The sequence below is a fragment of the Oceanobacillus sp. M60 genome, from assembly GCF_053839645.1.
On the sequence record NZ_JBSSNH010000001.1, the window covers coordinates 671,312 to 697,323 of the forward strand.

The 26,012-nt window shown below is 38.8% G+C and carries 25 protein-coding genes; 14 read left to right on the forward strand and 11 right to left on the reverse strand.

Features of this window, described 5'->3' with window-relative positions:
- Nucleotides 1–46: 46 nt before the first annotated feature.
- Both ACW0TQ_RS03280 and bla read right to left on the reverse strand, forming a co-directional pair.
- Entirely contained in the window at nucleotides 47–2,044 is a 1,998-nt protein-coding gene (locus tag ACW0TQ_RS03280; protein WP_455725335.1) for a penicillin-binding transpeptidase domain-containing protein, read from the reverse strand.
- A 12-nt stretch (nucleotides 2,045–2,056) separates the two neighbouring features.
- A complete protein-coding gene (bla, locus tag ACW0TQ_RS03285) occupies nucleotides 2,057–2,980 on the reverse strand; it encodes a class A beta-lactamase (RefSeq protein ID WP_455725336.1) in 924 nt (307 codons plus the stop codon).
- 264 nt (nucleotides 2,981–3,244) lie between these two features.
- Here bla and ACW0TQ_RS03290 point away from each other — a divergent pair, with 264 nt between their 5' ends.
- The 3 genes from ACW0TQ_RS03290 (at nucleotide 3,245) to ACW0TQ_RS03300 (ending at nucleotide 6,052) form a co-directional block, all read left to right on the forward strand.
- Nucleotides 3,245–5,029: a BlaR1 family beta-lactam sensor/signal transducer gene (locus ACW0TQ_RS03290; protein ID WP_455725337.1), complete on the forward strand. Its 1,785-nt coding sequence runs from the start codon at nucleotides 3,245–3,247 to the stop codon at nucleotides 5,027–5,029.
- A gap of 16 nt (nucleotides 5,030–5,045) precedes the next feature.
- Complete coding sequence (gene blaI, locus ACW0TQ_RS03295; protein WP_042531371.1) at nucleotides 5,046–5,432, forward strand: penicillinase repressor BlaI; 387 nt, start codon at nucleotides 5,046–5,048, stop codon at nucleotides 5,430–5,432.
- Between the two features lie 89 nt (nucleotides 5,433–5,521).
- Entirely contained in the window at nucleotides 5,522–6,052 is a 531-nt protein-coding gene (locus ACW0TQ_RS03300; protein ID WP_455725338.1) for a GNAT family N-acetyltransferase, read from the forward strand.
- Between the two features lie 133 nt (nucleotides 6,053–6,185).
- On the opposite strand, the gene ACW0TQ_RS03305 is transcribed toward ACW0TQ_RS03300, so the two are convergent.
- On the reverse strand, nucleotides 6,186–6,836 hold the full coding sequence (locus tag ACW0TQ_RS03305) for a FusB/FusC family EF-G-binding protein (protein WP_341172440.1): 651 nt from the start codon (nucleotides 6,834–6,836) through the stop codon (nucleotides 6,186–6,188).
- Between the two features lie 291 nt (nucleotides 6,837–7,127).
- On the opposite strand from ACW0TQ_RS03305, the gene ACW0TQ_RS03310 reads away from it, so the two are divergent.
- The 6 genes from ACW0TQ_RS03310 to ACW0TQ_RS03335 all read left to right on the forward strand — a co-directional run bounded on the left by ACW0TQ_RS03310 (nucleotide 7,128) and on the right by ACW0TQ_RS03335 (nucleotide 13,111).
- Entirely contained in the window at nucleotides 7,128–7,871 is a 744-nt protein-coding gene (locus tag ACW0TQ_RS03310; protein WP_455725339.1) for a hypothetical protein, read from the forward strand.
- A 180-nt stretch (nucleotides 7,872–8,051) separates the two neighbouring features.
- On the forward strand, nucleotides 8,052–8,801 hold the full coding sequence (locus ACW0TQ_RS03315; RefSeq protein WP_042531366.1) for a class I SAM-dependent DNA methyltransferase: 750 nt from the start codon (nucleotides 8,052–8,054) through the stop codon (nucleotides 8,799–8,801).
- Between the two features lie 15 nt (nucleotides 8,802–8,816).
- Nucleotides 8,817–8,984, forward strand: coding sequence for a hypothetical protein (locus ACW0TQ_RS03320; protein ID WP_175297024.1), 168 nt, complete (start codon nucleotides 8,817–8,819; stop codon nucleotides 8,982–8,984).
- Nucleotides 8,985–9,390: 406 nt separating this feature from the next.
- Nucleotides 9,391–10,146, forward strand: coding sequence for a MurR/RpiR family transcriptional regulator (locus tag ACW0TQ_RS03325; RefSeq protein WP_042531364.1), 756 nt, complete (start codon nucleotides 9,391–9,393; stop codon nucleotides 10,144–10,146).
- Nucleotides 10,147–10,188: 42 nt separating this feature from the next.
- Complete coding sequence (locus tag ACW0TQ_RS03330; protein WP_042531362.1) at nucleotides 10,189–11,754, forward strand: alpha-glucoside-specific PTS transporter subunit IIBC; 1,566 nt, start codon at nucleotides 10,189–10,191, stop codon at nucleotides 11,752–11,754.
- 31 nt (nucleotides 11,755–11,785) lie between these two features.
- Nucleotides 11,786–13,111 carry a family 4 glycosyl hydrolase gene (locus ACW0TQ_RS03335; protein WP_455725340.1) on the forward strand — a complete coding sequence of 442 codons (1,326 nt, stop codon included), beginning with the start codon at nucleotides 11,786–11,788 and terminating at the stop codon, nucleotides 13,109–13,111.
- Between the two features lie 66 nt (nucleotides 13,112–13,177).
- Here the strand turns inward: ACW0TQ_RS03335 and ACW0TQ_RS03340 are convergent, their stop codons facing one another.
- Nucleotides 13,178–13,711: a DUF1572 family protein gene (locus tag ACW0TQ_RS03340; protein ID WP_341173460.1), complete on the reverse strand. Its 534-nt coding sequence runs from the start codon at nucleotides 13,709–13,711 to the stop codon at nucleotides 13,178–13,180.
- Nucleotides 13,712–14,088: 377 nt separating this feature from the next.
- Here ACW0TQ_RS03340 and treP point away from each other — a divergent pair, with 377 nt between their 5' ends.
- The 3 genes from treP to treR all read left to right on the forward strand — a co-directional run bounded on the left by treP (nucleotide 14,089) and on the right by treR (nucleotide 18,016).
- Complete coding sequence (treP, locus tag ACW0TQ_RS03345; protein WP_455725341.1) at nucleotides 14,089–15,525, forward strand: PTS system trehalose-specific EIIBC component; 1,437 nt, start codon at nucleotides 14,089–14,091, stop codon at nucleotides 15,523–15,525.
- Nucleotides 15,526–15,601: 76 nt separating this feature from the next.
- Nucleotides 15,602–17,287: an alpha,alpha-phosphotrehalase gene (gene treC, locus ACW0TQ_RS03350; RefSeq protein WP_193062633.1), complete on the forward strand. Its 1,686-nt coding sequence runs from the start codon at nucleotides 15,602–15,604 to the stop codon at nucleotides 17,285–17,287.
- A gap of 15 nt (nucleotides 17,288–17,302) precedes the next feature.
- A complete protein-coding gene (gene treR / locus ACW0TQ_RS03355) occupies nucleotides 17,303–18,016 on the forward strand; it encodes a trehalose operon repressor (RefSeq protein ID WP_042531352.1) in 714 nt (237 codons plus the stop codon).
- 70 nt (nucleotides 18,017–18,086) lie between these two features.
- Here treR and ACW0TQ_RS03360 read toward each other — a convergent pair whose 3' ends face one another.
- Nucleotides 18,087–18,497 carry a GIY-YIG nuclease family protein gene (locus tag ACW0TQ_RS03360; RefSeq protein ID WP_226894740.1) on the reverse strand — a complete coding sequence of 137 codons (411 nt, stop codon included), beginning with the start codon at nucleotides 18,495–18,497 and terminating at the stop codon, nucleotides 18,087–18,089.
- 198 nt (nucleotides 18,498–18,695) lie between these two features.
- Between ACW0TQ_RS03360 and ACW0TQ_RS03365 the strand changes: the two genes are divergently transcribed.
- Together ACW0TQ_RS03365 and ACW0TQ_RS03370 are read left to right on the forward strand one after the other, a co-directional pair.
- Nucleotides 18,696–19,568, forward strand: coding sequence for an Hsp33 family molecular chaperone HslO (locus ACW0TQ_RS03365; RefSeq protein WP_042531350.1), 873 nt, complete (start codon nucleotides 18,696–18,698; stop codon nucleotides 19,566–19,568).
- A 4-nt stretch (nucleotides 19,569–19,572) separates the two neighbouring features.
- On the forward strand, nucleotides 19,573–20,295 hold the full coding sequence (locus ACW0TQ_RS03370; RefSeq protein ID WP_193062627.1) for a MerR family transcriptional regulator: 723 nt from the start codon (nucleotides 19,573–19,575) through the stop codon (nucleotides 20,293–20,295).
- Nucleotides 20,296–20,399: 104 nt separating this feature from the next.
- Here the strand turns inward: ACW0TQ_RS03370 and ACW0TQ_RS03375 are convergent, their stop codons facing one another.
- From ACW0TQ_RS03375 to ACW0TQ_RS03400, 6 genes are all read right to left on the reverse strand, one after another.
- Nucleotides 20,400–20,573: a type II toxin-antitoxin system RelE/ParE family toxin gene (locus ACW0TQ_RS03375; RefSeq protein ID WP_084612888.1), complete on the reverse strand. Its 174-nt coding sequence runs from the start codon at nucleotides 20,571–20,573 to the stop codon at nucleotides 20,400–20,402.
- A 173-nt stretch (nucleotides 20,574–20,746) separates the two neighbouring features.
- Nucleotides 20,747–21,601 carry a hypothetical protein gene (locus ACW0TQ_RS03380; protein WP_193062624.1) on the reverse strand — a complete coding sequence of 285 codons (855 nt, stop codon included), beginning with the start codon at nucleotides 21,599–21,601 and terminating at the stop codon, nucleotides 20,747–20,749.
- Nucleotides 21,602–21,724: 123 nt separating this feature from the next.
- Nucleotides 21,725–22,639: a superoxide dismutase gene (locus ACW0TQ_RS03385; RefSeq protein WP_413465439.1), complete on the reverse strand. Its 915-nt coding sequence runs from the start codon at nucleotides 22,637–22,639 to the stop codon at nucleotides 21,725–21,727.
- A 300-nt stretch (nucleotides 22,640–22,939) separates the two neighbouring features.
- Nucleotides 22,940–23,620, reverse strand: a complete 681-nt coding sequence (locus ACW0TQ_RS03390) for a GntR family transcriptional regulator (RefSeq protein ID WP_226894739.1) — start codon at nucleotides 23,618–23,620, stop codon at nucleotides 22,940–22,942.
- 322 nt (nucleotides 23,621–23,942) lie between these two features.
- Entirely contained in the window at nucleotides 23,943–24,848 is a 906-nt protein-coding gene (gene prpB / locus ACW0TQ_RS03395) for a methylisocitrate lyase (RefSeq protein WP_042531342.1), read from the reverse strand.
- 20 nt (nucleotides 24,849–24,868) lie between these two features.
- A complete protein-coding gene (locus ACW0TQ_RS03400) occupies nucleotides 24,869–26,011 on the reverse strand; it encodes a PrpF domain-containing protein (RefSeq protein ID WP_042531340.1) in 1,143 nt (380 codons plus the stop codon).
- Nucleotide 26,012: the final 1 nt, after the last annotated feature.

Here is a 26,012-nt window from a genome sequence, read left to right on the forward strand (position 1 = left end):
CCTGAATCCTCTTTGCCGGATTCAGGTGAATGCTCATTTTTATTCTTTATTGCATATATTCAAAAATACTTCTCGCCTTGGATATCACATAACCGCTGCCGCCGCGGTCCTTCACATCTTCCACCATCATTACCAATAATATGTCAGAATCGTCCTCTTCAAATCCGACAAACCAGCCATTTTCGTTTCCATTATCATCTTCCTTGCTTCCTTTTATCTCCGCTGTTCCAGATTTCCCGCCAATTACCGCTTCTGGTATATACGTGCTGTGTGCAGTACCATCCGGGCTTTCGACGACCTGAATCAAATTCTCTTTTACCAAATCAGCGGTTTCTTCGCTGATAAGTTTTTCCTTCCAAAACTCAGGTTCATCCGCTTCAACCAGAGAAGGGTATAGCATGTTTCCTTCATTAAGATAGGGCGTGTATGTTAACGCAAGATGGAGTGGGCTCATCATTACCTGCCCTTGTCCATAAGCTGTATCAGCAAGCTGTACTTCATGATCGATTTCTCCATTATTCGTCAGATTCGAAGCTGGAATAGCAAATGGGAACGGGATTTCTTCGCCAAATCCAAAAGCAGCTGCCTCTTCTAAAAAGCTGTCTTTCCCCATCTCTAAAGCTTCCTGCGCAAAATAAATATTATCAGAATGAACAAAAGCATCTCGCAGATTGACATCTGCTTTGTCATGAACACGAGTGACATAATAATCTCCCCATGAATCATCCTTTGTCCAATGAAGACCGTCAATCTGACGGACCTTTTCCGGATTGATAATGCCGGTTTCTAATCCAATCGATGCAGTTATCGTTTTAAATACAGACCCCGGAGCATAACGGCTAATAAAACGATTTAAGAATGGTTCATCTGGGTCTTCACTCCATTTTTCCCATTGCTCGTCTGACAGTCCTCTTACAAAAGCATTTGGATTGTAACTCGGTGAGCTGACAAGTGATAATACTTTTCCTGAATTTGGATCGAGCGCAATGGAGGTTCCAGCATCCCCGTCAAACTGATTATATATTTCTTGCTGCAGTGCAGCATCAATGGTTAATTGTACATCTTCTCCATCGACAGGTTCTTTTTTGGCAAGCGTTTCTTTTACATCTCCATCTGTATTGCTGATATAAATATGAGCGCCTTTTTCTCCCCGTAATTTATCTTCAAATACCTTTTCCAACCCTGCGTTTCCAATTACATCGCCAGCAGCATAACCATCGAGCTTCTCCAGCTGCTCTGCCGATATTTCCCGGACATAGCCTGTTAAATGAGCGGTCGAAGCTCCCAACGGATAGGTACGTACGGTTTCCACGCGGGAGCTTACTCCTGGAAGTTCCACATAGGCTTCTATATCGTCTTCTTCCATTGGCAAGGTTTTTATTGGCACGAACACTTCCGGTGTTACCCAGGATGCATCCAGCGCCTGGTCTATTTCTTCCACCGAAATATCCAAGAGCTCCGCCAGCTTCTCTTTTGTTTGGGCTCCTTCTTCCAGCATGCCCGGGATAACCCCTATAACATTCGCATCATCGTTAACGGCAAGTCCGTTTCCATTCTTATCCTGCAGCTCTCCTCTTTCTGCCTCTAACGTGTTGACCTTTACTTTATCTCCTGTACTTAACTGCGGAAAAATCTGTGAGGTATTCCATTTAACCAGCCACGCTCCCTCATCTCCCTGTTCTAATGTCAGCCGGTGCCTGTATTCAATTGGACCAGCAGCGGTGTTCATTTCTACCTTATATGGAAGAGTCATAACACCTCCATCAGACTTTAACTGCTCCTCGGAATCTACCTGCGATGTCACTTGTAAATTCTCTGCTTCTATCCCATCATATATATTTTCATAGCGTTCGATAAACGCTTCTTCTGTTATTTTATTTTTTACTTCGTCAGAAAGCTGTTCATACATAGCAGAAAAATCTTTATTCTCCCAGTTGGAAAGATAATCATCCAGTACCTCTGACGGCTCTTCTTTTTTGGAGCATCCAACGATTATCAAAAGCAGCATCACCAGCAGGAGGAGAATCATTCGATAACCTTTCATTCTTCCACCTTCCTATTCTTCATTCTGCATCTGCTCGATGACACCTCGTGCTGCTTTTGCAATGACTGCATCATCGAAATCTGCGTCTTCTGTATCACGACTGGACAAAATGGAGATAACAATCGGTGCTTGATGGTCAAGCGGCCATACCACAGCAATATCATTTCTTGTACCATAGCCCCCGGCTCCGCTCTTATCGATAACTTCCCAGCCTTCAGGTACGCCAGCACGAATCAATGTATCTCCAGATTCATTCCCGGTCATCCAATCAATTAACAAATCGTGCTTATCCTCAGAGAGCAAATCACTGAGCACATATTTTTGCAAGCTTTCAGCAAGTGCTTTGGGTGTACTCGTATCTTTGGTATCTCCCGGCGCTGCTTCATTTAGATCCGGCTCCATCCGGTCTGCTTCGATTGTTTCATCACCAATTTCTCTTAGCCTTTCTTCCAGTCCATCCGGCCCTCCTAGCTCTTCCAATAACAGATTTCCAGCTGTATTGTCACTATAGCGAATAGCAGCCTCCATGATTTCTTTTAATTTCATTCCATCATCTACATGATTTTCCGTCACAGGAGAATAAGTTACTAACTCATCCTCCGTATACGTAATGACTTTCTCCAAGTCTTCCATTGATGCGGTTTGTAAAATGGCAGCAGCTGCTAAGACCTTGAACGTAGAAGCATAAGCAAACCTTTCATCCGCGCGATAAGCAACAGTCTGATTTGTTTCCGTATCTATCGCATATACGCCAAGTCTTGTATCAAATTCATCCTCCAGCTCTTTAAAAACTTCTTCACTTTGCGTTTCACGCTCCGCAGCTTCAGGATTTTTATCACTGTTTCCCGCTTCATTGGAACAGCCTGCTAACCCTATCACAGCAATCAATAACAATAAGGCCAATCCTTTTTTATTAAAAATACCTTGAATATACATCGTTTAAATTCCTCCTAAACATTCTTTTTGACTACAACTGTAATCCAATACTACATATGTAGTCCTCATATGTCAATTCCTATTTTTCCATTCTTATTCAACGTTTGATAACTTTACCTCAGCGTGCTAAACTTTAACGTATTACAGATGTAATTTCAGATGCACTTATGCAGAAAGAAATATGGATGTATTTCTTTACGTCAAATAACTTTCGGTAAATTGTTTATATATTATTACCGTAAATGAAGAATGGAGACGAAAAGCATGTTTGTAACAACGCTTCTTACAGGTTTCATCATTTCTTCCATTACAGTCGGATTTATTTTGCTTATAAAAAAGCTTTTCCAAAGCCAATTATCTGCGAAATGGCAATATAACCTATGGTATTTATTGCTTGCTGCTTTGGTCATTCCATTTATCCCTGCGCACTTTCTTCCTACCGGCAACCTATTCCATTCATTTACTGGCCCGTCCAGCGAAGGAAGTACCGCTTCGATAAATACTGCAGCGCCCGAATCCGGGGGAACCAATACAAATTGGATGCAGGACTTTTCTGTAACTGTAACGCAGACAAATACGGATCTGTTCAATGGAATTGCCGGCGGGATCTGGATTGCAGGTGCTCTCGTATTTACCGGGCTTTCCATACATGCATGGCTGAAATTAAAAGGAATAAGAAAATCTATTTCCGCGGTGGAAAATAAAGCTATTCTTGACCTTTTCAAAAGAGCGAAGCAGCAGTTAAATATCTCAAAAAATATTTCATTGGGAGTTTCCGATGAAGTACATTCCCCGTTGACATTCGGCTTGCGTAAAACCTTTGTTGTGCTGCCGGCGAATTTTGAAGAATGGTTATCTGAGGATGATATCAGGCATATCTTCCTGCATGAATTAAACCATTATAAATACAAGGATATCCCTACAAATTATCTGATGGTTTTCTTTCAAATCATCTACTGGTTTAATCCGTTGATTTGGGTTGCATTTAAAGAAATGCGTCTCGACCGGGAAATTGCTTGTGATTACGCAGTACTGTTGTCTTTAGATGACAAAAATCATAAAAAATACGGAAATACCATCATTCATTTTATCGATAAATCCTCCAGCCCTCCGTACAATAAGCTGGCAAATCAATTAAATGGCTCTAAAAAGCAGATAAAGAAACGGATTGTAGAGATTGCTTCCTTTCAAGCAGACTCTAAATTACAGCGTGCCAAAAGCATGGGAATCTTTTTGCTGGTTGGATTATTTGTAATCACGCAGATTCCATTTGCTTCTGTAATGGCAAATGACAATAATCGTTATACTTCCTTTAAGCCTGAGCAGACAAACGAGGAAGACCTGAGTTCTTATTTCCAAAATTACGAGGGCAGTTTTGTTCTGTACGATATGCAGAAGGATGCATACCATATCTATAATGAAGATCAGAGCACACTGCGGATTTCTCCTGATTCTACTTATAAAATCTATAGTGCTTTATTCGGATTAGAAGAAAACATCATCACAACCGAACAAAGCACCATCGAATGGGATGGCACAGAACAGCCTTATGACCAATGGAATCAGGACCAAAATATGGAGACGGCTTTAAACCGTTCTGTCAATTGGTATTTCCAGCAGCTTGATCAAAAATTAGGTGCAAACAGCATTCAATCCTATCTAAGCCGGATTCATTACGGAAACCAGGATATTTCTGACAGAACGAACCCATACTGGCTGGAATCTACTTTAAAAATTTCACCAGTAGAGCAGGTAGAGCTGTTGCAGGAACTTTATACCAATCGCTTTGACTTTCAGGAAGAGCATATCCAAGCTGTCAAAGAGGCCCTGCAAATGGACCAAAAAGACGGTGCTGCTCTCTACGGAAAAACGGGAACAGGTAATGTAAACGGCAAGGATATCAATGGCTGGTTTGTCGGATTTGTTGAAACAGAAACAAACACGTATTTCTTCGCAACAAATGTACAGGACGAAGATAATGCCTCTGGAAGTATAGCAACAGAAATAACCTTAGCGATTTTAAAAGATAAACAAATTTATGAGGAATAAAACCGGGGTGAGGAACATGACGGAGAAAGTACCAAGTATTTCTGAAGCAGAATGGGAAGTAATGAATGTCCTGTGGGAAAAATCACCGCAAACAGCAAATGATGTGATTACCTCCCTGCAGGGGCAAAAAGATTGGAAGGCGAAAACCGTACGCACATTGTTAGATCGGTTAGTGCAGAAAGGCGTTGCCGGTGTAAATAAAGAACAGCGGGTCTATACCTTTTACCCCCTTTATTCACAGGATGAGTGCCAGCGTGCCGAAGCGGAATCCTTTATCAAGCGAATCTATGGCGGCACGGTAAAATCCATGCTTGTACAGTTTATTGAAGAAGATTCTTTGTCTGAAGAAGAAATTGAAGAATTAAAATCGATTTTGGATGAAAAACCGAAAAAGAAAAAGTAAATTAACCAGAAAACCTTGAAGGGACTGAATGATGCGCAGATAGCAATACTTTTTACAATAGATTTAAATGATTATTGGAGGTAAAAGTATTGAAAGAAGAACTATTCACAAAAAGATTAGTCTTGAGAAAAATGCAGACATCTGACGCCAATGCTCTATTTCATATTTGGTCTGACCCGGCAGTAGCAGCATTTATGAATATCTCTGCTTTCACACACGAATCGCAGGCCATAGAAATGATTAACACATTGAATGAATTAGCTGAAACCAATCAAGCCATCCGCTACAGTGTGATTGATTTGGATTCACAGGAAATTATCGGCAGCTGCGGCTTCAATGCTATCGACCTTGAAAATGCCCGGGTTGAGATTGGCTATGATATTGCGAAAGCGCATTGGGGAAATGGATATGCTCCTGAGTCAATCCAGGTACTGATCCATGAAGCTTTTGAGAATTTGGGAATAAATCGGATCGAAGCGAAAGTGGAGCCTGCAAATGTGAATTCGGTGAAAGTATTGCAAAAACTAGGGTTCAGCTTTGAAGGAACATTACGGCAGTATGAAAAGATAAATAAAGGTTTTGTTGATATTCAAATGTATTCCCTTCTGAAAAGTGATTAATCGAATTGAAGCCGTTCTATATCTGTTACAGGATATGGAGCGGTTTTTCTTTAGCATTTTCATTCTAAGAAAAACAGATAAAGAAAGTACGCACCTTCTTTATCTGTCTGCTTTTAAATTACTTTCATAAAAGTTACTTAGTGACTCTATCAAAGAATGTTCTTACCTTCTCTATATCTGTTACTTGCTGATTGCATAATTGACTGTCAGCGCAGATATAATTATAGTGTTTGGTAAATGTTCCGGGAACCTCTCCTTTTACGGAAGTGGTTAAACGAACAACATCTGAGTGCTGATTGCAAAGCGCACAAATACCTTTCGTTGAAGGGTGTGTAAAAGTACCCTTAAGTGCTTTAAACCCACTATCTTGCTCTATCACCATATATCTGCGTAATTTCCCGGGATCATCCCAGGCTAAATAAGAAATGTGCTGAAAATCCATTTCCTCAAGGGTTGGAAGCTTCAACTTTTTCTCCTTTTTAAATAAGCTTTTTAATTTACTCGCTTCTACTGCTTTAAATGGAATAATATAGGATGCTAGCTGTTCTAAAAAAGCTTCTCCCTCTGTCCGGTCTTTTATATCTATCAACGGTTGGATTACTTTTTCTTCTTCTTCAGACCATGTAAAGGAATCGATGACATCTGCTTTTACAATTCCGCGTACTGCCAGCATGACATTTTTATCCTTTGTGGTGGTTAAGGCTCGTAAAATTTTATGTGCCTGCTGCTCTATAAAACGATAATTCGCTACTGTTATAAACGGCTCAATTATTTGTTTTTCCATTTGAACTCACTCCATTATATTAGGCTATTTGTTAAAACTTACGGCCTAAAGAGATCATTCATTATTTATTCCGGCTTACTATATTCAGACCTCTCAGACCAAAAAAGTGCCTAGTCTAGAGCAAGCATTATCAAAGAATGCTTCCATGTCGATTCCTCCTTAAAAAGAAAGCTACAGCCAGTATATCACTTTTTCAACGTAACGTTTTGCTATTTGTCAAAAGCAATCTTGAACTTCAGGATTCATTTAAAAAAACAAGGGAAATATATACATTAGAAGGAGTGATACAGCATGAGACTGAAAAAATCATATTTTGCCGTACCAGGCATATCACTTTTACTTCTTCTTGGTGCTTGTCAGGGGGAAGATGATACTTCACAGGCTGAAACAGAGGTCCCCCACCAGGAACAAGAATCCGATGAAGAAGCACTTTCTGAGAGTGATAAAACAGAAGACAATCAAGAGACTACGGAAAATATTCAAGAAGACGCAGAGTCTGAAGATAATATTAACGAGGAAAAGCAGACAGAATCCAATGACAACACAGATAGGGAAGATGCTTCCTCTGAGGAAGATAGTAAAGAAAGTGAGAATACTACCGATAGTAACATTACGGAAACGAATTATTCCAGCCGACAAGAGGCTGTCGATGCGATTGATAATTATGAGGTTGTGGAGCAAACAAACCTAGGTCTCAGTCCTGATATCCAAGCTTTGTCAGATGCCGGGGCAGGATCGCAGTATATTTCATGGAATATGGGGAATTGGATGGTTTTGGTAAGAGCACCAACTGATCCCGAATTGGCAACTGGGAATTATAAGGATGCAGAAGACCTTGCCCGAGATGTAGTAGACTATCTAGAGACAAATTATCTTCCTGCTCCTGACGAACGAGGTGTTATCCAAATAAATGATTCTGGTGAAGCTCCTAGTACGAATATCCGCTGGCAGCAAGGAAGCACCGTTTATGAAATTGATGAGAGTACCGACAATCCAATAGATGCATTGCAAATAGCTGTTGAAAGTGCATCTTAATACAGAATGGCTTGCCTTTGTTATATTAGGGGCAAGTTTTTTTTCGAATAACATTACTAGCAATACTTCTGCCTTTTTATCCTTTTTTAGATTATTCCTCCATTTTATTATAGAATGGTAATATATGCTTCACGAATGCTGCAGTTTGAAATAAGAATATGACAGAATCGAGGGATAGGTATGTTCAAAGAGTACGGGGAACTAAGTACAAAATTATATGAAGTTACCAAACCAGTTGGACATTCATTGAACGGCGACATGGAATATTATCTTGAGAAAGTAAAAAATAGACAGGGTTCGGTACTGGAGGCCGGTGTTGGTACAGGCAGAATGCTAATCCCCCTTTTAAAAGAAGGAATAGCCATAGACGGCGTAGATATCTCACCAGAGATGCTGACGCAGTGCAAAACCAATATGCAAAAATATCAAGTAAACACCAATTTATTTAATCAAGATTTGATACAGCTTGATTTAAAACAGAAGTATAGCACCATCATTATGCCTTCAGGGAGTTTTTGTCTGCTTTCCAGAAACCAAATCGATACCTTCCTTCAAAGAATCTATCATCATCTGGAGGAAGACGGACTATTTATTTTTGATACCTTATTGCCAATCGGCTTTCAAACGGGTGATATGGAAATAAGCAATTATCCTATAACAGAGGATTCAGGGATATTATTTACAAGTATAAGCAAAGGCATCGACTGGCTGGAACAAAAAATTTCCTATATCCATAAATATGAACTGCTGCATAAAGGTGCTGTAAAGAAAACCGAAATCTCCCATTTCATTCTTTACTGGTATGGATTGAAGGAATTAGAAGGTTTATTAAAACATATCGGTTTCAGTTCCATCGATTATGACATTGGTTATGGTCAAGAAAATGACCCTTCTCTCATAACCTTTAGTGCGAGTAAAGAACATAATTAAGGGAGTGAAGTTATCTTGGAGATTCAAACAGAACAATTGATTCTGCGGCCATTTACCTCATTGGATAAGGATATTCTCGTTACTTTCCGGATGTATCAGCAGATTAATTGGGATAATAAGAAAAATCGCGTATTTAAAAAGTATTGGAATATGTACGCTGAACATTTTATAGAAGATATTTAATATAAACAAAATATTACTCTGAATATAATGAAGCTCTCTGTGAAGGTAACCTCCTGGGGCTTCTTATTATTTTCTTCAAAAACGCCGCTCTCTGTTCCCTCCACCATAATATTTTCAATCAGCTGCTCTAAAAAGGATTTCTCATCCTCTCTAAAATCCCAGCTTCATATAAATGCTTTTTTCATTGGGACATGTCCCGGAAAATGAACGCATGTGTCAGCATGAGTAAAAGCATCCATAATCGCTTCCATCTATTGTTGTTCTTGAAAACAGCATTTAAAATTAAAATCAGTTGAAACCCCTTCCATCGCCGGCAGGAAAAAATTTATGGATAGTGAGGTGATTGCTTTTATACAGATTTTTAAATTATACTCCTTGTAAAGGAAGACTTACAGGAGTGATAAAAATGGATTTAATAGAAGAAGCAGTTAACCAATATTATGAAACATTTAATGCCACAGATAAGTCGATAGCCTCCTATATTCTGAAGCATCGTGAAGCTGTAGAGAAGATGACCATCAGGGAACTGGCTGATGCATGTCATTCATCAAAATCAACGATATCCAGATTTATTAAGAAGATTGGATTCGCGGGTTTTAGCGAAATGAAATATGCAATAAAATGGCAGGAACAAAAGGAGACTTCAGAAAAGTCTTATAAAAAAAGCCTCATCACTGATATACAAATGAATATTGAGCAGCTGCAGCATTGGGACTTTGAAGAAATATGCGAAGCCATTGAATCATCCGAGCGTTTATTTGTATACGGAACAGGAACAGAACAAAAATTGTGTGCAAATGAACTGAAAAGATATTTTTGGGTACTCAATAAATATGTCCATGTGATTGATGACGAAATGGATTTTCATGTATTAATGGACGATTTAACTGAAAACGATTTAATTATTATTATTTCACTTTCAGGCAATACGCCTTCCATGCTTCCTTTTGCACAGCGGATTGCTGCTAAAAAGATTCCATTGATGTCAATAACAGATTTAAAGAATAACAAGCTTGCTCAATTAACTGATTTAAGAATGTATGCGTTTGCTCATCCGCAAAAAAGCCATCTCGCTTTAGAGATTACAACATTTTCTACCTTTTTCGTTATGGTTGAGGCGCTTTTCCGGTCGTATTTAGATTATTTGGAGCAGAAAAAGTAACAACTTTTATCTATTACTATTTTAAGTTAGGGGGAAATACAGATGATGCAGAAATTCCAACGGTTTGGAAGCGCTATGTTTGTTCCGGTTTTATTTTTCGCATTTTCAGGGATTGTCATAGGCTTTTCGACACTTTTTAATGACCCTCTTATTATGGGCAGTCTTGCAGAAGAAGGCACTGCATGGTCTAAGATTTGGTTCATCATTGAAGAAGGTGCCTGGACCGTATTTAATCAAATGCCCCTCATTTTTGCAATGGGCATTCCGGTAGCATTGGCTGCCAAAGCAAATGGCAGAGCGTTAATGGAAACAATTATCATTTTTCTCACCTTTAATTATTTCATTAATGCGATGTTAACAAGCTTTCCTGGATTTTTTAATGTTGATTTCAGCCAAGAGGCCGGCGGTGTCAGCGGGCTAGCAGAGATTGCAGGGATTAAAACATTAGATACGAGCATTCTTGGCGCAATTATTATATCCGCTATTGCGGTATATTTGCACAATAAATACTATGATACGAAACTGCCAGACTATCTCGGTATTTTTCAAGGGTCTGCATTTGTAGTCATTATCGGTTTCTTCGCTATGCTGCCAGTTGCTTTCTTAACTGCCTGGTTATGGCCTTACATCCAAATGGGGATTGCATCCCTTCAAGGATTTTTAGCTAACGCGGGGAATTTCGGTGTATGGCTCTATATCTTTTTAGAAAAGATTTTGCTTCCGACAGGGTTACATCATTTTATTTACGGACCATTCCAGTTTGGACCAGCTATTATTGACGGCGGAACTTATGCCAATTGGGCAGCAAATATGGGTGATTTCGCCCAATCTACTGCTTCCTTGAAAGAACTATTCCCAGAAGGCGGATTCGCCATGCAGGGGAATTCCAATATATTTGGCTTACCAGCTGCCGCTTTAGCTATCTATGTAACAGCACAAAAAGGAAAAAGAAAAGTGGTCGCCGGATTATTAATACCCGCAACCATAACGGCTGTTTTGGCAGGAATTACCGAGCCGCTTGAGTTCACGTATATTTTTGTTGCACCATTATTATTTGCTGTAAAAGCTGTTCTGGATGCTTTTCTGGCTACAACGATGTATATATTTGGCGTCACTGGAAATTTTGGCGGCGGACTGCTGGAATTCATGTCCATGAACTGGATACCTTTATTTAGCAATCACTGGATGACCTATTTAATCCAAATCGCCATTGGTATCGTCTTCTTCTTTATCTACTTCTTTGTATTCCGTTTTATGATTTTGAAATTAAATATTAAAACACCAGGACGTACTGATGAAGAAGTCAAACTTTATGGAAAAGAAGACTATAAAGAAAAGAAAAGCGCAGAATCCACAGAAAAGAATCTGGCTGGTGAATATGTGGACCTTCTCGGCGGACCAGAAAATATTGAGCATGTTACAAATTGCGCTACCCGGTTAAGAGTGCTCGTCACGGATCCTGAAAAAATAGCTTCTGATGAGCATTTTAGAAGCCTCGGCGCATCAGGTGTCGTTAAAAACGGAAATGCCATTCAAGTAATCATCGGATTATCTGTGCAAAATCTCAAAGAGGATGTAGATAATTATCTCGGAAAAGAAACAGAATAAAAAGTTTAGTCATGTACTGGAGGAATAAAGAATGAAGGATAATTTAATCATAACCATTGCCGGCGGCGGAAGTACCTACACACCAGGTATCGTCTCTGCGCTATTAAGTAATAGCAGTAAATTTCCTATTACAGAAATGCGGTTATATGATATCAATCCAAAAAGAAATAAAGATATGAAGTTAATTATCAATCAGTTATTGATTGATAAGGACAGACAAGATATGAAGCTGGTTGTAACAGAAAATCCAGAAGAAGCATTCACAAATGTGGACTTTGTTTTCTCCCAAATTCGTGTTGGCGGTCTTGCTATGCGAGAACAAGATGAGAAAATTCCGTTAAAATACGACCTGGTAGGCCAGGAAACATGCGGACTGGGCGGTTTTGCATACGGGTTACGCTCCATTGGCGGAATATTGGAGATTGTAGGCTATGTACAGCAATATGCTCCAGATGCCTGGATTCTTAACTACACGAACCCGGAATCTATCATTTCCGAAGCAATACGGAGAAAATATCCTGATGCCAATATGATAAATGTGTGTGATATGACCATATCCCTGGAAGAGACCATTGCATCTAACTTTGGGTACGACAGAAAAAACTGGATACCAACTTACTATGGTCTAAATCATTACGGCTGGTATAGCAAAATATATGATACGTCGTTAAAACGGGATGTTATGCCTGAAATTATTGACAAGCTGCGTCAAGTTAGTATGGACGTTGCCGAATTTAATGAAGGAGATCGATATTGGGCGAAGACGTATCAACTGATGTCTGCCATGGTGAAATATTTCCCTGAGGCACTGCCTAATAATTATTTAGAATATTACTGGTTCCCCGATCTTATGGTTGAAAATGAAGATAAAAACTTCACCAGAGCCAATATGGTGATGGAGGGCCGTGAAGCAAACACACGTAAAATGGCAGAACAAATCAGAAATGGAGAAACAGAAGATATTCTGCATTTCAACTTTGGTGAACATGGTAACTATATTGTAGATATAGCTGTTGCGATTTTAAATGATGAACCGAAACGTTTTATGGTTATTACACCTAATAAAGGGTCAATTCCAAATTTAAGAGAAGATGCAGTTGTAGAGGTCCCTGCCTATATCGGCGCCACCGGTGTAGAACAGCTTGCTTTACATCCTATCAATGATTTTCATAAAGGAATGATGGAAGCACAGGTTGCAGCAGAAAAACTGCTTGTGGATGCATTTTTTGAGAATTCCTATGACAAAGCCTTACAAGCATTTACCTTAAATCAAACCGTACCGTCTGCGCGAGCAGCTAAACAAGTCCTTGATGATATGTTGATTGCGAATAAAGATTATTGGCCTGAACTCCGTTAATTCAAAATATAGTGTTCTCTCTCTAAAAAGCTTTTGGGTGGCAAGAAGAAGCCACCCAAAAGCCTTTTATTTATATTTTCTCCGCATTTCTTCTAAATACGCTTCCGATTTCCCTCTAGGAATACTCAGTGTTTCCCAGTCCTCCCCTTTTACTTGTTTACCTATATAAACAATCTGTCCAACATGATAAGCATAATGAGCCAGCTGTCTTTCAATCGCATCTATTACTGTGTGTTCTTCACTCCGAATCAGAATAGTCTTTAATAAATCATCACCGCTTACTTCATGCAATGCTTGAAAGAGGACTTTCCAGCCGTTTTCCCAGGTGTTTCTTAATTCTTGCAAAGAATATATTGTCTCTTCAAATTCCTGGTCACGGTCTCTGGTTGGCTTCTCACCATCTGATGTTAAAAAATTGGTCCATCTCGATACCATATTGCCATACAAATGCTTTACAATCACAGCAATACTGTTGGATTCTTCATTCAAACTCCAATGAATATGCTCTTCCGCCAATTGATTGATTGTTTTATCGCCAAGTTCCTTCACACTCTGAAACCTTTTGCGTACGACATGCAGATATTCTTCCTCTATTCCCATCATCATGTCCCCCTCCTATTTGAATCCATTTTCATTGTCTTCTCTTCGTCATCCTGCCTTCAATATACAAGATTCACAAAATGATAACAATTTATCGCAGTGTAACTGGCTGGGACTGGGGCTGCGATTACTCGTCCCACCGAAGGGTTTTGTAAGACTCCCACTTCAAGAATGGAGGGAAATCAAAAATTCTAAGTGGGAGATCCAACAGCCAGTAACGGCTCGATTCGTTCAACTAATCTTCAGCGGGGATAAAAAAACCCCACTGAAAGAAGTTTCATTTTATCCTTCAACTTCTTATTGACAAACTTGTATATACAAGTTAAACTGTAAGCGATAACACTTGTATATACAAGATACAAAGAGGAGGTAAGACATTGAGTAAATTTACTGGCGATGCAAAGAAGCTGCTGGAAAAAGTCGGTGGAAGTGAAAACATATCTGTGGTCACACACTGCGCTACCAGGATGCGGTTTGTTTTAAATGACCCGGAAAAAGCAGATGTCGAAGCTATAGAAGATATTGATATGGTAAAAGGGACCTTTACACAGGCTGGACAATTCCAAGTAATTATCGGAAATGAAGTTGCTTCCTTTTATAATGAATTCACAAAAATTTCTGGGGTTGGTGACACTTCTAAAGAAGATGTCAAAGAAGCTGCAAAGCAAAATATGAATATCATGCAGCGGCTAGTATCTCATTTAGCAGATATATTCACGCCGATTATTCCCGCATTGGTTGTCGGAGGACTAATCCTAGGTTTCCGAAACGTAATTGGTGATATTGAGATGCTGAATAATGGAACGCTGACCTTGGCTGATTCCTCCCAATTTTGGGCAGGTTTATATGATTTTCTTTGGCTGATTGCTGAAGCGATCTTTCATTTCCTCCCTGTTGCTCTTACCTGGTCTATCTCCAGGAAGATGGGAACGACACAAGTACTCGGAATTATTTTAGGTCTTACATTAATTTCTCCACAGCTTTTAAATGCCTATAGTGTGGTCGAAACATCCGAAGTACCGGTTTGGGATTTTGGCTTCTTCCAAATTGAAATGATTGGCTACCAGGCCCAGGTTATCCCGGCTATTTTAGCAGGTTTTGTATTAGCTTATTTAGAAATTGGCTTGCGAAAAATTATCCCGCAGGTTGTATCCATGATTTTTGTACCTTTCTTTGCATTACTTCCAACAGTAATTATTGCCCATGTAATCTTAGGCCCTATCGGCTGGACAATCGGTACATGGATCTCAAATATTGTATATGACGGATTAACTTCTGCAGTCGGCTGGTTATTTGCAGCGGTATTTGGATTTGCCTACGCACCGCTTGTTATTACTGGTTTGCATCATATGACAAATGCCATTGATTTGCAGTTGATGAGTGAATTCGGGGGAACAAACCTCTGGCCGATGATTGCCTTATCAAACATTGCCCAAGGTTCTGCCGTTGTCGCAATGATTTATCTTAACCGAAAAGATAAGAAAGAACAGCAAGTAACCATCCCGGCAGCAATCTCCTGTTACTTGGGAATTACTGAACCGGCATTGTTTGGTGTTAACTTACGATATCTGTTCCCGCTTTTCGCTGGTATGGCAGGATCTGCCGTTGCAGCAGTGATTTCAGTCGGCTCAGGTGTCATGGCTAACTCCATTGGTGTTGGCGGAATACCAGGAATCTTATCTATTCAGGTACCGCATATGCTGATGTTCGCTGTAGCAATGGTCGCAGCAATTGTTATTCCATTCATCTTGACAGTGATTTTATCCAAAACAAAAATGGGCGTAGACGCGTACAAACGCTTAGGTAAAAAATAAAGTGAGGAGGGAGCCTCTCTCCCTCCTCCATTCATATAAAAATAATTGAAACACAGCAACATTTAGGAGGTTGATTATGGAAGAAAAATGGTGGCAAAAATCCGTCGTTTATCAAATTTATCCAAAAAGCTTTAACGATACGACAAGCAACGGAATGGGCGACATTAACGGAATTACAGAAAAACTCGATTATTTAAAAGAACTGGGGGTTGATGTCATTTGGCTTACCCCTATTTACCTTTCTCCTCAAAAAGACAATGGATACGATATTGCTGATTACTATGCAATTCAACCAGAATTTGGAACCATGGAAGACTTTGAAACAATGATGGAAAAAGCACATCGTCTTGGTTTAAAAATAATTATGGATATCGTTGTAAACCATACATCCACCAGTCATAAATGGTTCCAGGAATCCAGAAAATCGAAGGATAACCCTTACCGAAACTATTATATTTGGAAGGATGGCAAGCCTGGCGAGCTGCCGACAAACTGGGAGTCCAAATTTGGCGGCAACACATGGGAATATGATGAAGCAACCGGCTCTTATTATCTGCATCTCTTCGATGTTACCCAGGCAGATCTCAATTGGGAAAATGAAAAAGTCCGCGACGATGTCTATCAAATGATGAATTTTTGGCTGGATAAAGGGGTAGATGGCTTTCGTTTAGATGTGATCAACTTAATTTCTAAAGACCAGCGTTTTCCAGACGATGATGGCAGTGTACCACCAGGAGACGGACGTAAATTTTACACAGACGGCCCGCGGGTACATGAATTTCTTCATGAAATGAATCAGGAAGTTTTTAAAGGACGTAAAACCCTCACTGTCGGGGAAATGTCCTCTACCTCCATGGAGGATTGTATCAAATATACAAATCCAGAACGCGAAGAACTGGATATGACATTCAACTTCCATCATTTAAAGGTCGATTATCCAAACGGGGATAAGTGGACAAAAGCACCATTTGATTTTCTTTATCTCAAGCAGCTGCTATCCGACTGGCAGACCGGGATGCAAGAAGGCGGCGGCTGGAATGCGCTCTTCTGGTGTAATCACGACCAGCCGCGAATCGTTTCCCGTTTTGGAGATGATACAACATACCATAAGGAATCTGCAAAAATGCTGGCAACAACGATGCACATGATGCAGGGTACGCCTTATATTTATCAGGGAGAAGAAATCGGCATGACCAACCCTGGTTTTGAAGATATTTCCCAATACCGCGATGTCGAATCACTGAATATGTACAAAATAAAAAAAGCTGAAGGCTTATCTAATCAGGAAATTATTGAAATTCTGCAGCAAAAGTCCCGTGATAACTCTCGAACTCCTATGCAATGGAACCATTCAGCCAATGCCGGGTTCACAGAAGGTATTCCTTGGATCGGTCTTCCTGATAATTATCAAGAAATCAATGCAGAAGCTGCAGTGGCTGATAAAACATCTATTTTTTACCATTATCAGAAGCTTATTCAGCTTCGAAAAGACTACCAAGTGATAACAGATGGAAAATATGAGCTGATTTTACCAAAGGACTTTGCAATTTTTGCGTATATAAGAGAAAATGAGGATACAAAACTATTAGTAGTAAACAATTTTTACGCAAACGAAGCAGAGCTGGGTTTACCTGAATCGATTCATCGTGCATTTACAGACAGCGAGATTATACTGTCTAACTATACCGATTCCCCATCTTTAACGTCAGATCAGATTTCACTGCGGCCGTATGAGTCTGTTGTTTACTATCTAAAGAAATAACTGGAGTTAATTGCGATGCGAAATAAATATGTCCTTATTTATCAAGAAATGGTCCAAAAAATAGAAAAAGAAACGTTTAAAGCAAATGAATTTCTTCCCTCGGAAAATGAATTAGCCGAGCAGTATCAAACCTCCCGGGAAACAATTCGGAAAGCATTAAATTTGCTTGCTCAAAACGGGTATATTCAAAAAATCCGCGGGAAAGGATCCACGGTGATTGAACGGAATAAATTTGACTTTCCCGTATCCGGGTTAGTCAGCTTTAAAGAATTAGCTGATAAAATGGGAGAAAAGCCAATTACTGCTGTTCATCAATGTGCCAAAGTCAGCGCAAATGATTTTATCCAGAAGCAATTAAAGCTCAAGGATAACCAGGAAGTCTGGGAAATTATTCGGACCCGTTCCTTCTCTGAACAACGTATTATTTTGGACAAGGATTATTTAATCACAAAAACGGTTCCGTACATTTCCAAAGACATTGCTGAAACGTCTATTTATAACTATCTTGAAAATGAGTTAGGACTGATTATCAGCTTTGCAAAAAAAGAAATCATTGTAGAAGAACCAACAGCAGAGGACCGTGAATTATTAGATTTAGAAGGTTTTCATAATATCGTGGTGATAAAAAATTATGTCTATCTAGACGATGCGACATTATTTCAATATACCGAATCCAGGCATCGTCCAGATAAGTTTCGTTTCGTGGATTTTGCCCGGAGAGAACATTAAAGACAGGCTGCTGCAGGAATAGAATTGACTGCAGCAGCCTTTTCTCTGCCTAAATATTCCGCTGCTGATGCTAAAAACCAATAAAATCAGGCATTTCCTCACCAGAATAAAACAAATGCGAAAAACATCTGCAATCCGATGATCCGAAGCCTTTTACCGGCATTGTTCCTGCATTTTCCCGCATCAACCGCTGAAAAAGCCCGCATTCCCCTTCCAAACCGGGATACGTTTGCACAGCCTCAATTTGTAAATAAGGGCGTAAATAATCTATATGCCAGCGCTTCTTTTTGTCTATCTGAAGATGCCTGTCCACCCGCGCACGAATATTCCGTTTGGCACTGCCAGCATATACATAATACCCTTTTGGAAAATGAAATTGCCCCAGCTTGCCAATTGGAATAGCGCTCATATCTTCCGGAAGCCACGCCTTCACTGCATAAAGTGTATCTGTTTCCTGTACAGAATAATGTATAAGCTTCAACTGTTTTATCACCTCCACGGTAACCATGCTGATGAAAATACCTGAAATGTTCCTTTGCTTTCTATTCCTGTTAATTCTATTTTAAGATAAACTGTCCATATTGTAAAAGACCGTTCTTCCTTTTTACACTCTTCCAAATGAAGCTTGAACCTTACGTCACGTCATGTTTTATCCTATTATTAGAAAGGAGCGGATCACATGATAAATACAATTATAAAAACCCTTATTTTAGATAAAAGTATCCGTTTATACTTTACGGATAACACAAAAATGCTACAGGAAATCATGGAGTTAAGTACAATAAAGGATAAGACCTGCTGTTTTGCTTTAGCTAAAGCGGTTTCCATTCTGAGCCTTCTTTCCGCAGCACTGAAGGATAATCAGCGAATCAGCTTGGTTATTACATTAACGAACAAGAATCATAAAATATATGCAGATACAGATGCAGGAGGAAATGTACGCGGCTACGTCAGCCAAGCACTTTTAAAAGCATCCCGACAACAGAATTCAAACCACTCACTCCAGGACCTTATCGGGACAAAAGCTTCCATACGAATGATGAAAGGATTGGAAATGAGCCAATTCACTGGGGTTACAGATATGCCTTATCAAAATATGGACGATGATTTTGCCTATTATTTTAAACAAAGTGAGCAGACAGATACCATGATACAAACAAATATTGAATTGGACAGGAATAGCTGTCTTCTTAAAAGTTATGGAATCTATGCGCAGGCCTTGCCTGGAGCTGAGGAAGGTGCATTGGATTTTGTACGGGAGCAATTCGAAGCAGAAAACCTTGCTTCTTTGCTGCTTAACATGAATGACGCCGAGATAGAAAAGGCGTTGAACCAGCGCTTTTATCGTTCTAAAGTGTTGGAACATAAGCCAATCCAATTTTCCTGTTCCTGCTCGAAGGAAATGTTTTATGGCTTTCTGTATTCCCTATCTGCAGAAGAATTACAAAAAGCCGTGGAAACAAGCACTTCTATTGATACAACATGCCATATTTGCGGCAGAAGCTATGTATTTCACCCTTCTGAAATACAAACTATTTTACAAACGAGGTGAGCACATGCCAGATTACTGGTCAACCGGGCAATTAGCAGCGCTGACAGGACTTTCCATCCGTACACTAAGGTACTATGATCAAATCGGGTTATTTTCGCCTTCTCTCTATACAGAGGCGGGACATCGGCGCTACACCAGCGAGGATATGCAGATGCTGCTGCAAATTCTCGTGTTGAAAAGAATGTATTTACCATTGGAGGAAATAAAGGAGATTATCCAAACACACAACGAGAACCTATTAGATACACTCGATCAACAAATTAGCCGGGTCAAAGCAGAATTAGCTGTTCAGGAAAAACTGCTGAGCCAGTTAGAATATACCAAACAGGAAGCAGCTAAGATGGAAACTATTTCTTTCCAAGAGCTGACCTCCCTTTTTGAATTGATTCGATTAAATCGTTCCGACTATTTTACAAATAAACAGCTTGATAAAATGAGAGAACACTATCTTCATACAGGAAAAAAAGCATACAAACAAGGGGAAAAACGCTTTAAAGAACTGCTTGGAGCGTTAAAAGACAAGCATGAAGATGGCGTATCTCCACAGGATCCATCCGTTCAGAGCTTGGCAGAGGAATGGCAAGAATTGATGGATACTTTTTCAGGAGGAAATAAGGACTTGATAGAGAGCGCCGAAAAGTTTTACGCTAAAAACCCACAGCCTGCTTTGCATTTTGGCTTGGACAGTGTGTTGTATAGATATATTCAAGCTGCTTTGGAGGAATAGCGAAAAGATGCACGACAGTAACTATCTGTATGCCAGAAAAGGCTGATACCAAACCAAGAAAAAAATGACTTGTATCAGCCTTTATTTTCTATGATTAATTAAAATCATTTTACTAAATCATCGTATTTCTGAGCGCCAAATAAAACGCGCATAATCAATACATTTTTGTTCTTAATCAAGTAGAAAACAATATAATTCTCAACAATAGGTTTACGATAACCTCGTCCCCTTATTATTTTATCTTTTGCCAGTTCACAAGAGAATGGAAATAGGTTCAATCACTTAATTCCCGATTCTATTTTATTCATTAATTTATTCTTTTTACTTTAACCCAACAAACTATTCCTTTAATGCTTCGGAAGATGAAATATTTTTTTTCGCACCAAAAAAACGACTCCTTTGCAACGAAGCCGTTTTTTCCTTGTTAATATATAGAAGCAAATCATACATCTTATGCTTCATTATCCTCCGTCTCTTCGTCTTCCAATTGCTCTTCCATATGTTCATCAGGGGCTACCTGTTCAACCTTGATCTCATCATCCAATACGTCCTCTAACTGGAAAAAACCTTCATCGTAATCAAAGTCTAGTGCATAATCCTCTAATTCCATACTTGTTGTAACCTCACCATCATTTGAGCTCATCTCCATCTGGACGATGACAAAGGTTTCGGTATCAAAATAATAGTCGATTTCCTCCTCTCCATCTGTGAATACGAAGTGATGCGCATCATATTCATTAACAGCAGTCTCACCTTCATAGGTAATGTTGTGCGTATCCATCATCTCGCGAATCTGATCTTCTTCCATTTGGATTTCTGCTGGATTTGCTTCCACATCTAACATTTCGATTTCGTATGCCGTATCATCACCCTCTGTATAATTGATGGAAGTTTCACTATCATCAGAGGCGCTATATTCTACTGGGCCGCCATCTGTCTCTATTTCCGTACGTTCACTGACCGTTCCATCTTCATTATTCATTTGCCATGAGTACATATGCATCGTAGTAGAAGATTCTGTTTCAGCGTTCTCTTCTCCTCCCAGTTCTTCCTCCAGCTCCTCATCTAAGGACATCTCCATGGTAATCGTTGCTTCTTCATAACGCTGATCAATTCCAGACAAAGCATCTAGGGCTCCCTCCAGAAGCTCTTCTTCCTCATTTACCTCTCCCTCTTCTGTTTGATCAACTTCTGGTGTATCTGTTCCATTGCCATTGTCTTCTGCGTCATTTTCCCCTGTATCATTACATGCCGCTAATATTAGTAAAAAAGATACCATGACTGCCAAAATATAATGCTTCTTCACACAACTTTTGTCCTCCCTCATTTTTACATCTACAGGAGGATTTCCCTTCAAAATGAGTGCTAAAACTTTCATTTTAAAAGAAAATTTGGTATTTGCTTAAATTTAAACATTTTATAACGCCTATTAAAAAGGCTGCCATTTCAATTGTTTTGCCTTATTAAATCGGTTCTCCACTTCCGTCCAATTGACAATATTCCACCAATTATCTACGTAATCCTCTTTCACATTCTCATATTGCAGATAATAGGCATGCTCCCACACATCAAGGACGAGAAGAGGTACCACATCCCATTGACTTAAATTTTGATGCTTTTCCGCCTGAAGAATCTCCAGACGTCTTGCCCGCGGAGACCATACTAAAATAGCCCAGCCACCTCCTTCAACATGATTTGCTGCTTCTGTAAAATGTGCTTTAAACTGGTCATAGCTGCCAAAGGATTGCTCGATTTCATGCAGTAAATCTCCAGTAGGCTCCCCGCCCCCATCCGGGCTCATCACCTTCCAAAATATCGTGTGTAGATAATGTCCTGCACCGTTAAACGCTGCTTCTCTTTCCCAATGCTTAATCAGGTCATAATTATTATCCCAACGCGCCTGCTGCATTTCCAGTTCCGCTTTATTTAAACCGTCCACATAGCTCTGATGATGCTTATCATGATGCAGCTCCATAATCCGGCGTTCGATATAAGGCTCTAAAGCATCATAGCTGTACGGAAGCGGCGGAAGCGTATGGCCGCCGATTGGAACCACTCTTTCACGATTCCCTTCTGCTCGCATTTCCTCCGTGTACTGTTCTATATACTGGTTAAATGTTGTGTACAAATGATTCGCTTGGTTATAAGCCTCCTGTTCTTCTATAGCTTGATGATTTGCAAGCTCCTTTTGAAATTGATTGAATTCCTTTTCCCATTCAGCTAATGCATCTCTACGGACATCCTCTTGAAAAGATTCCCTTGCTTCCCGATATGTTTGCGCCATCTCTTTACACCATAATTCTATTGAATGAAGATATTCTGACAATGAAAAAGCCTCCCTCAAATTAGTCGTTAATACTATATGCAAAAGCGGGCTGGGCTGATAATTAATAAAATAATATGTGTAAGTTCAATTAAGTATTTAATACATTAGCACCTATACTGATTGAAAAAACAGCAAACAAATTCTTTTACGCTTTATAAAGAAGTAAAAATTACAAAGGACATTGAAAAGTTTTATTGCTTAAGAATGTTAATGACTCCACGGCATAACAAAAGCACCTCCTTTAACTTAAATTCCCACAAAAAGAAGGTGCTGGTTTACTAATATATTATTTGAATATTAAGCTGCTTTACTTACTTTTTATAAAGACAGATAAGACAACCCATGTATCGTATTTTTCAAGCTACGTTTAATATGTGCACGCATTGCTGCTTCAGCTGCATGTTCACTTTTAGCTTTCATATGTTTCAATACTTCTTCATGTTCTTCGACTGGTAAAGTACGTGGATATTCAGGATCCTTATAAACACCTAATCGTCTATACCTAGATACCCGGTTATTTATCTGTTCTAGTAAATTTACTGCCGTGGCATTGTTACTGTACTCACCTAATAAACTATGAAAATCACTTCCATAAGATACTACATCCATTTTACGTTCATTTTCTGCAGAATTTCGCATTAAAAATGTAATGTCTTCAAACTTATTAATGATTCCATCAAAATCATTAGATTGAGCAATGTTCAGTGTAGCCTCTCTGGCAATGAGTCCTTCCATTACCTCTCTAACCATAAAAAGTTCTTTCGCTTCTTTCATAGACATTGGAGCAACAGCCATTCTCCCATTAGCTTTTTTTACTATTAAACCTTCCAATTCTAATCGATATAATGCTTGACGCAATGGAGTTCTGCTTATCTCCATTTTTTTAGCTAACGAATCTTCAACTAAACGGCCATTGGGTTCATAAGTAAACTCGATAATATCTTTTTTTATTTGTTCATAAATATAATCAGTTGTTGATAATCTTTTTGTTTTATCCAATATAGATCCATCCTTAATATAGTATTAAGTTAGATGTCACCTAATTAATTCTTTTCTCCATGGGATTTTAGAAATACCTTATATAAAAGAATATCATATAATTAGGAAGCGTGACAGTTAAAAAGCATGTATATGGTTCAAACTCAATTAATATACTTTATTTTTTACGAATTATTTAATTATAATATTTCAAATATAATTAAACCATTAAAATATTAATAAGTAATTACTTATTAAATGTAGAAAAAAACACAGAAACTACTGTAATTCAGCATTTCTGTGGTTTTTTATATCAAGAAGATATTGCAATAAATAAAACTAATTACTTAATCAATTCCTCCATATTTGTTTTCGCAATACTTTCATCTAATAATTCATACTTTTCATATAAAAGAACATCATATAATTCTTGCCTTGTCTGCATCTTGTTTAATAAATTACTTTGTGTACCTGTCTCAGCTATTTCTTTATACATAAGCTCTACCGCTTTACTTGCTATACGCAAAGATGTAACTGGATATATTACGATTTTATACCCCATCTCTTCAAATTGTTCTGCTGTAAACATCGGCGTTCGTCCAAATTCTGTCATGTTAGCTAAAAGCGGAAAATCAACTCTTCTAGCAAATCGTTCAAAGTCTTCTTTACTTTGCAATGCTTCTGGAAAGATAATATCTGCCCCAGCACCAAAATATGCTTTTGCACGATCAACAGCATTTTCTAACCCTTCTTGGGCGAAAGAATCTGTTCTTGCTATAATAACGATATCAGGATCTGCTTCTCTAGCTGCTCGAATTTTTCTCACCATTTCTTCTTTGGTTACTAGTACTTTTCCGTTTAAATGGCCACATTTTTTAGGAAGTTCTTGATCTTCTAATTGAATGGCTGCAGCCCCGGCGTCTATCATTTCAAATACAGTTCTTGTTACATTTAATATACTTCCATAACCCGTATCAATATCAACAAGGAGCGGCATTCCTGTAGCACGAACAATTTCTCTTGTACGATTTGTTAATTCTGTTAATGTGAGCACCCCTAAATCTGGTATGCCTAAACTTGCGGTTAAAGCTGCTCCAGATAAATATATAGTTGAAAATCCAGCTTTTTGGGCTAGCAAAGCTGCCATTGCGTCGTGTGCACCTGGCATTTTAATAATTCCTTTGGTATTTAATTCTCTCCTCATCACTTTAATCGGATGTTCATAATTATTTCGTACTAACCAGCTCATTTTAACACTCCTAATTCAACTTAATTTTGCGGTATATATAATTTACCAGACATAATTCTACGTGCTGTTCTTTCCAAACCAACATAATTAATTCTTTCTTCTAATTGACTTTTTTGAACTCTAATAGAAATTATTCCTTCTGGATGTCCAATCCTTACCATTTGTCCATTTTCCAATGGCTTTATCTTAGAAACTTGGTTAGGAATCGTGCCATCTAAAAGACATGCTCCTGCTAAGTTTAGTAAGCCACTTACTGCAAAGGTCCGATGCATCTTCTTCATAGATACCATACGAGCTAGAATATCATAATCATTCTTTTTTATTCGCTTCCCAGTAGACGTTAAATAATCTATAGGTCTACTGACAAAAGAAACCTTTGGTAAAGCAAGATATTTTTCTTCTGCTTCTATCAAACTGGGAGTTAACCCACTTTTAACGGCTATATGTCCTCTCATATCTTCTAATGTTTTCATAATAAGTGGGTCTTTCATAATTTCTTCATTTTGCTCAGCACCTGTTAGAGAAAGGGATTCTGCATCTAGATATACAAATGGATTAACAATATCGCAAAATGAGTAAGCATATTTTTTTTTGCTAATAGTCAGTATAGACTTTGCAGACAACGGTAATGTCTTCTTTGTTTTTGCTCCGCCAGGATCTTTAATATCAACAAGGAATTTAGCGCCAGGGTCTTTAACACCTGGTATTTCAAAACTGCCATCTACCTTTGCCTTTCCATTTTCCAGTGGAACTGTTATCTTAAGATATTTTTTAATATTAACGTTCCAAACCGTAACAAGGGTGGATTCCATGTCTTTTGATACGTTTATCATCCCCTCATCCACTGCAAAAGCTCCCGTTGCAGCCATAAGATTCCCACAAGTTCCTTCGTAATCTATTACTTCACTTCCAATTCCTAATTGAACAAAAGTGTAGTCTATATCTGCATCTTTTTTTACGCTTTTATTAATGATTACAACTTTACTAGTATGAGAGGTTCCTCCTCCAAGGCCATTTACATGAGATACATCTTCCGCTCCAATACCTTTTAAAAATATTTTTTCTCTTAATTCTTTTTCTTTAGGTAAATCTTTTTCGTGGAAAAATAATCCTCTGCTTGTACCGCCTCTATAAACAACACATGGCACCGTTAATTGTTCCATT

Bases quoted from the DNA above. Each gene is read 5' to 3' on its own strand.
- ACW0TQ_RS03280 (WP_455725335.1), bottom strand. From the start codon at position 2,044: ATGAAAGGTTATCGAATGATTCTCCTCCTGCTGGTGATGCTGCTTTTG.
- bla (WP_455725336.1), bottom strand. From the start codon at position 2,980: ATGTATATTCAAGGTATTTTTAATAAAAAAGGATTGGCCTTATTGTTA.
- ACW0TQ_RS03290 (WP_455725337.1), top strand. From the start codon at position 3,245: ATGTTTGTAACAACGCTTCTTACAGGTTTCATCATTTCTTCCATTACA.
- blaI (WP_042531371.1), top strand. From the start codon at position 5,046: ATGACGGAGAAAGTACCAAGTATTTCTGAAGCAGAATGGGAAGTAATG.
- ACW0TQ_RS03305 (WP_341172440.1), bottom strand. From the start codon at position 6,836: ATGGAAAAACAAATAATTGAGCCGTTTATAACAGTAGCGAATTATCGT.
- ACW0TQ_RS03310 (WP_455725339.1), top strand. From the start codon at position 7,128: ATGAGACTGAAAAAATCATATTTTGCCGTACCAGGCATATCACTTTTA.
- ACW0TQ_RS03315 (WP_042531366.1), top strand. From the start codon at position 8,052: ATGTTCAAAGAGTACGGGGAACTAAGTACAAAATTATATGAAGTTACC.
- ACW0TQ_RS03325 (WP_042531364.1), top strand. From the start codon at position 9,391: ATGGATTTAATAGAAGAAGCAGTTAACCAATATTATGAAACATTTAAT.
- ACW0TQ_RS03330 (WP_042531362.1), top strand. From the start codon at position 10,189: ATGATGCAGAAATTCCAACGGTTTGGAAGCGCTATGTTTGTTCCGGTT.
- ACW0TQ_RS03335 (WP_455725340.1), top strand. From the start codon at position 11,786: ATGAAGGATAATTTAATCATAACCATTGCCGGCGGCGGAAGTACCTAC.
- ACW0TQ_RS03340 (WP_341173460.1), bottom strand. From the start codon at position 13,711: ATGGGAATAGAGGAAGAATATCTGCATGTCGTACGCAAAAGGTTTCAG.
- treC (WP_193062633.1), top strand. From the start codon at position 15,602: ATGGAAGAAAAATGGTGGCAAAAATCCGTCGTTTATCAAATTTATCCA.
- treR (WP_042531352.1), top strand. From the start codon at position 17,303: ATGCGAAATAAATATGTCCTTATTTATCAAGAAATGGTCCAAAAAATA.
- ACW0TQ_RS03365 (WP_042531350.1), top strand. From the start codon at position 18,696: ATGATAAATACAATTATAAAAACCCTTATTTTAGATAAAAGTATCCGT.
- ACW0TQ_RS03370 (WP_193062627.1), top strand. From the start codon at position 19,573: ATGCCAGATTACTGGTCAACCGGGCAATTAGCAGCGCTGACAGGACTT.
- prpB (WP_042531342.1), bottom strand. From the start codon at position 24,848: ATGAGCTGGTTAGTACGAAATAATTATGAACATCCGATTAAAGTGATG.
- ACW0TQ_RS03400 (WP_042531340.1), bottom strand. From the start codon at position 26,011: ATGGAACAATTAACGGTGCCATGTGTTGTTTATAGAGGCGGTACAAGC.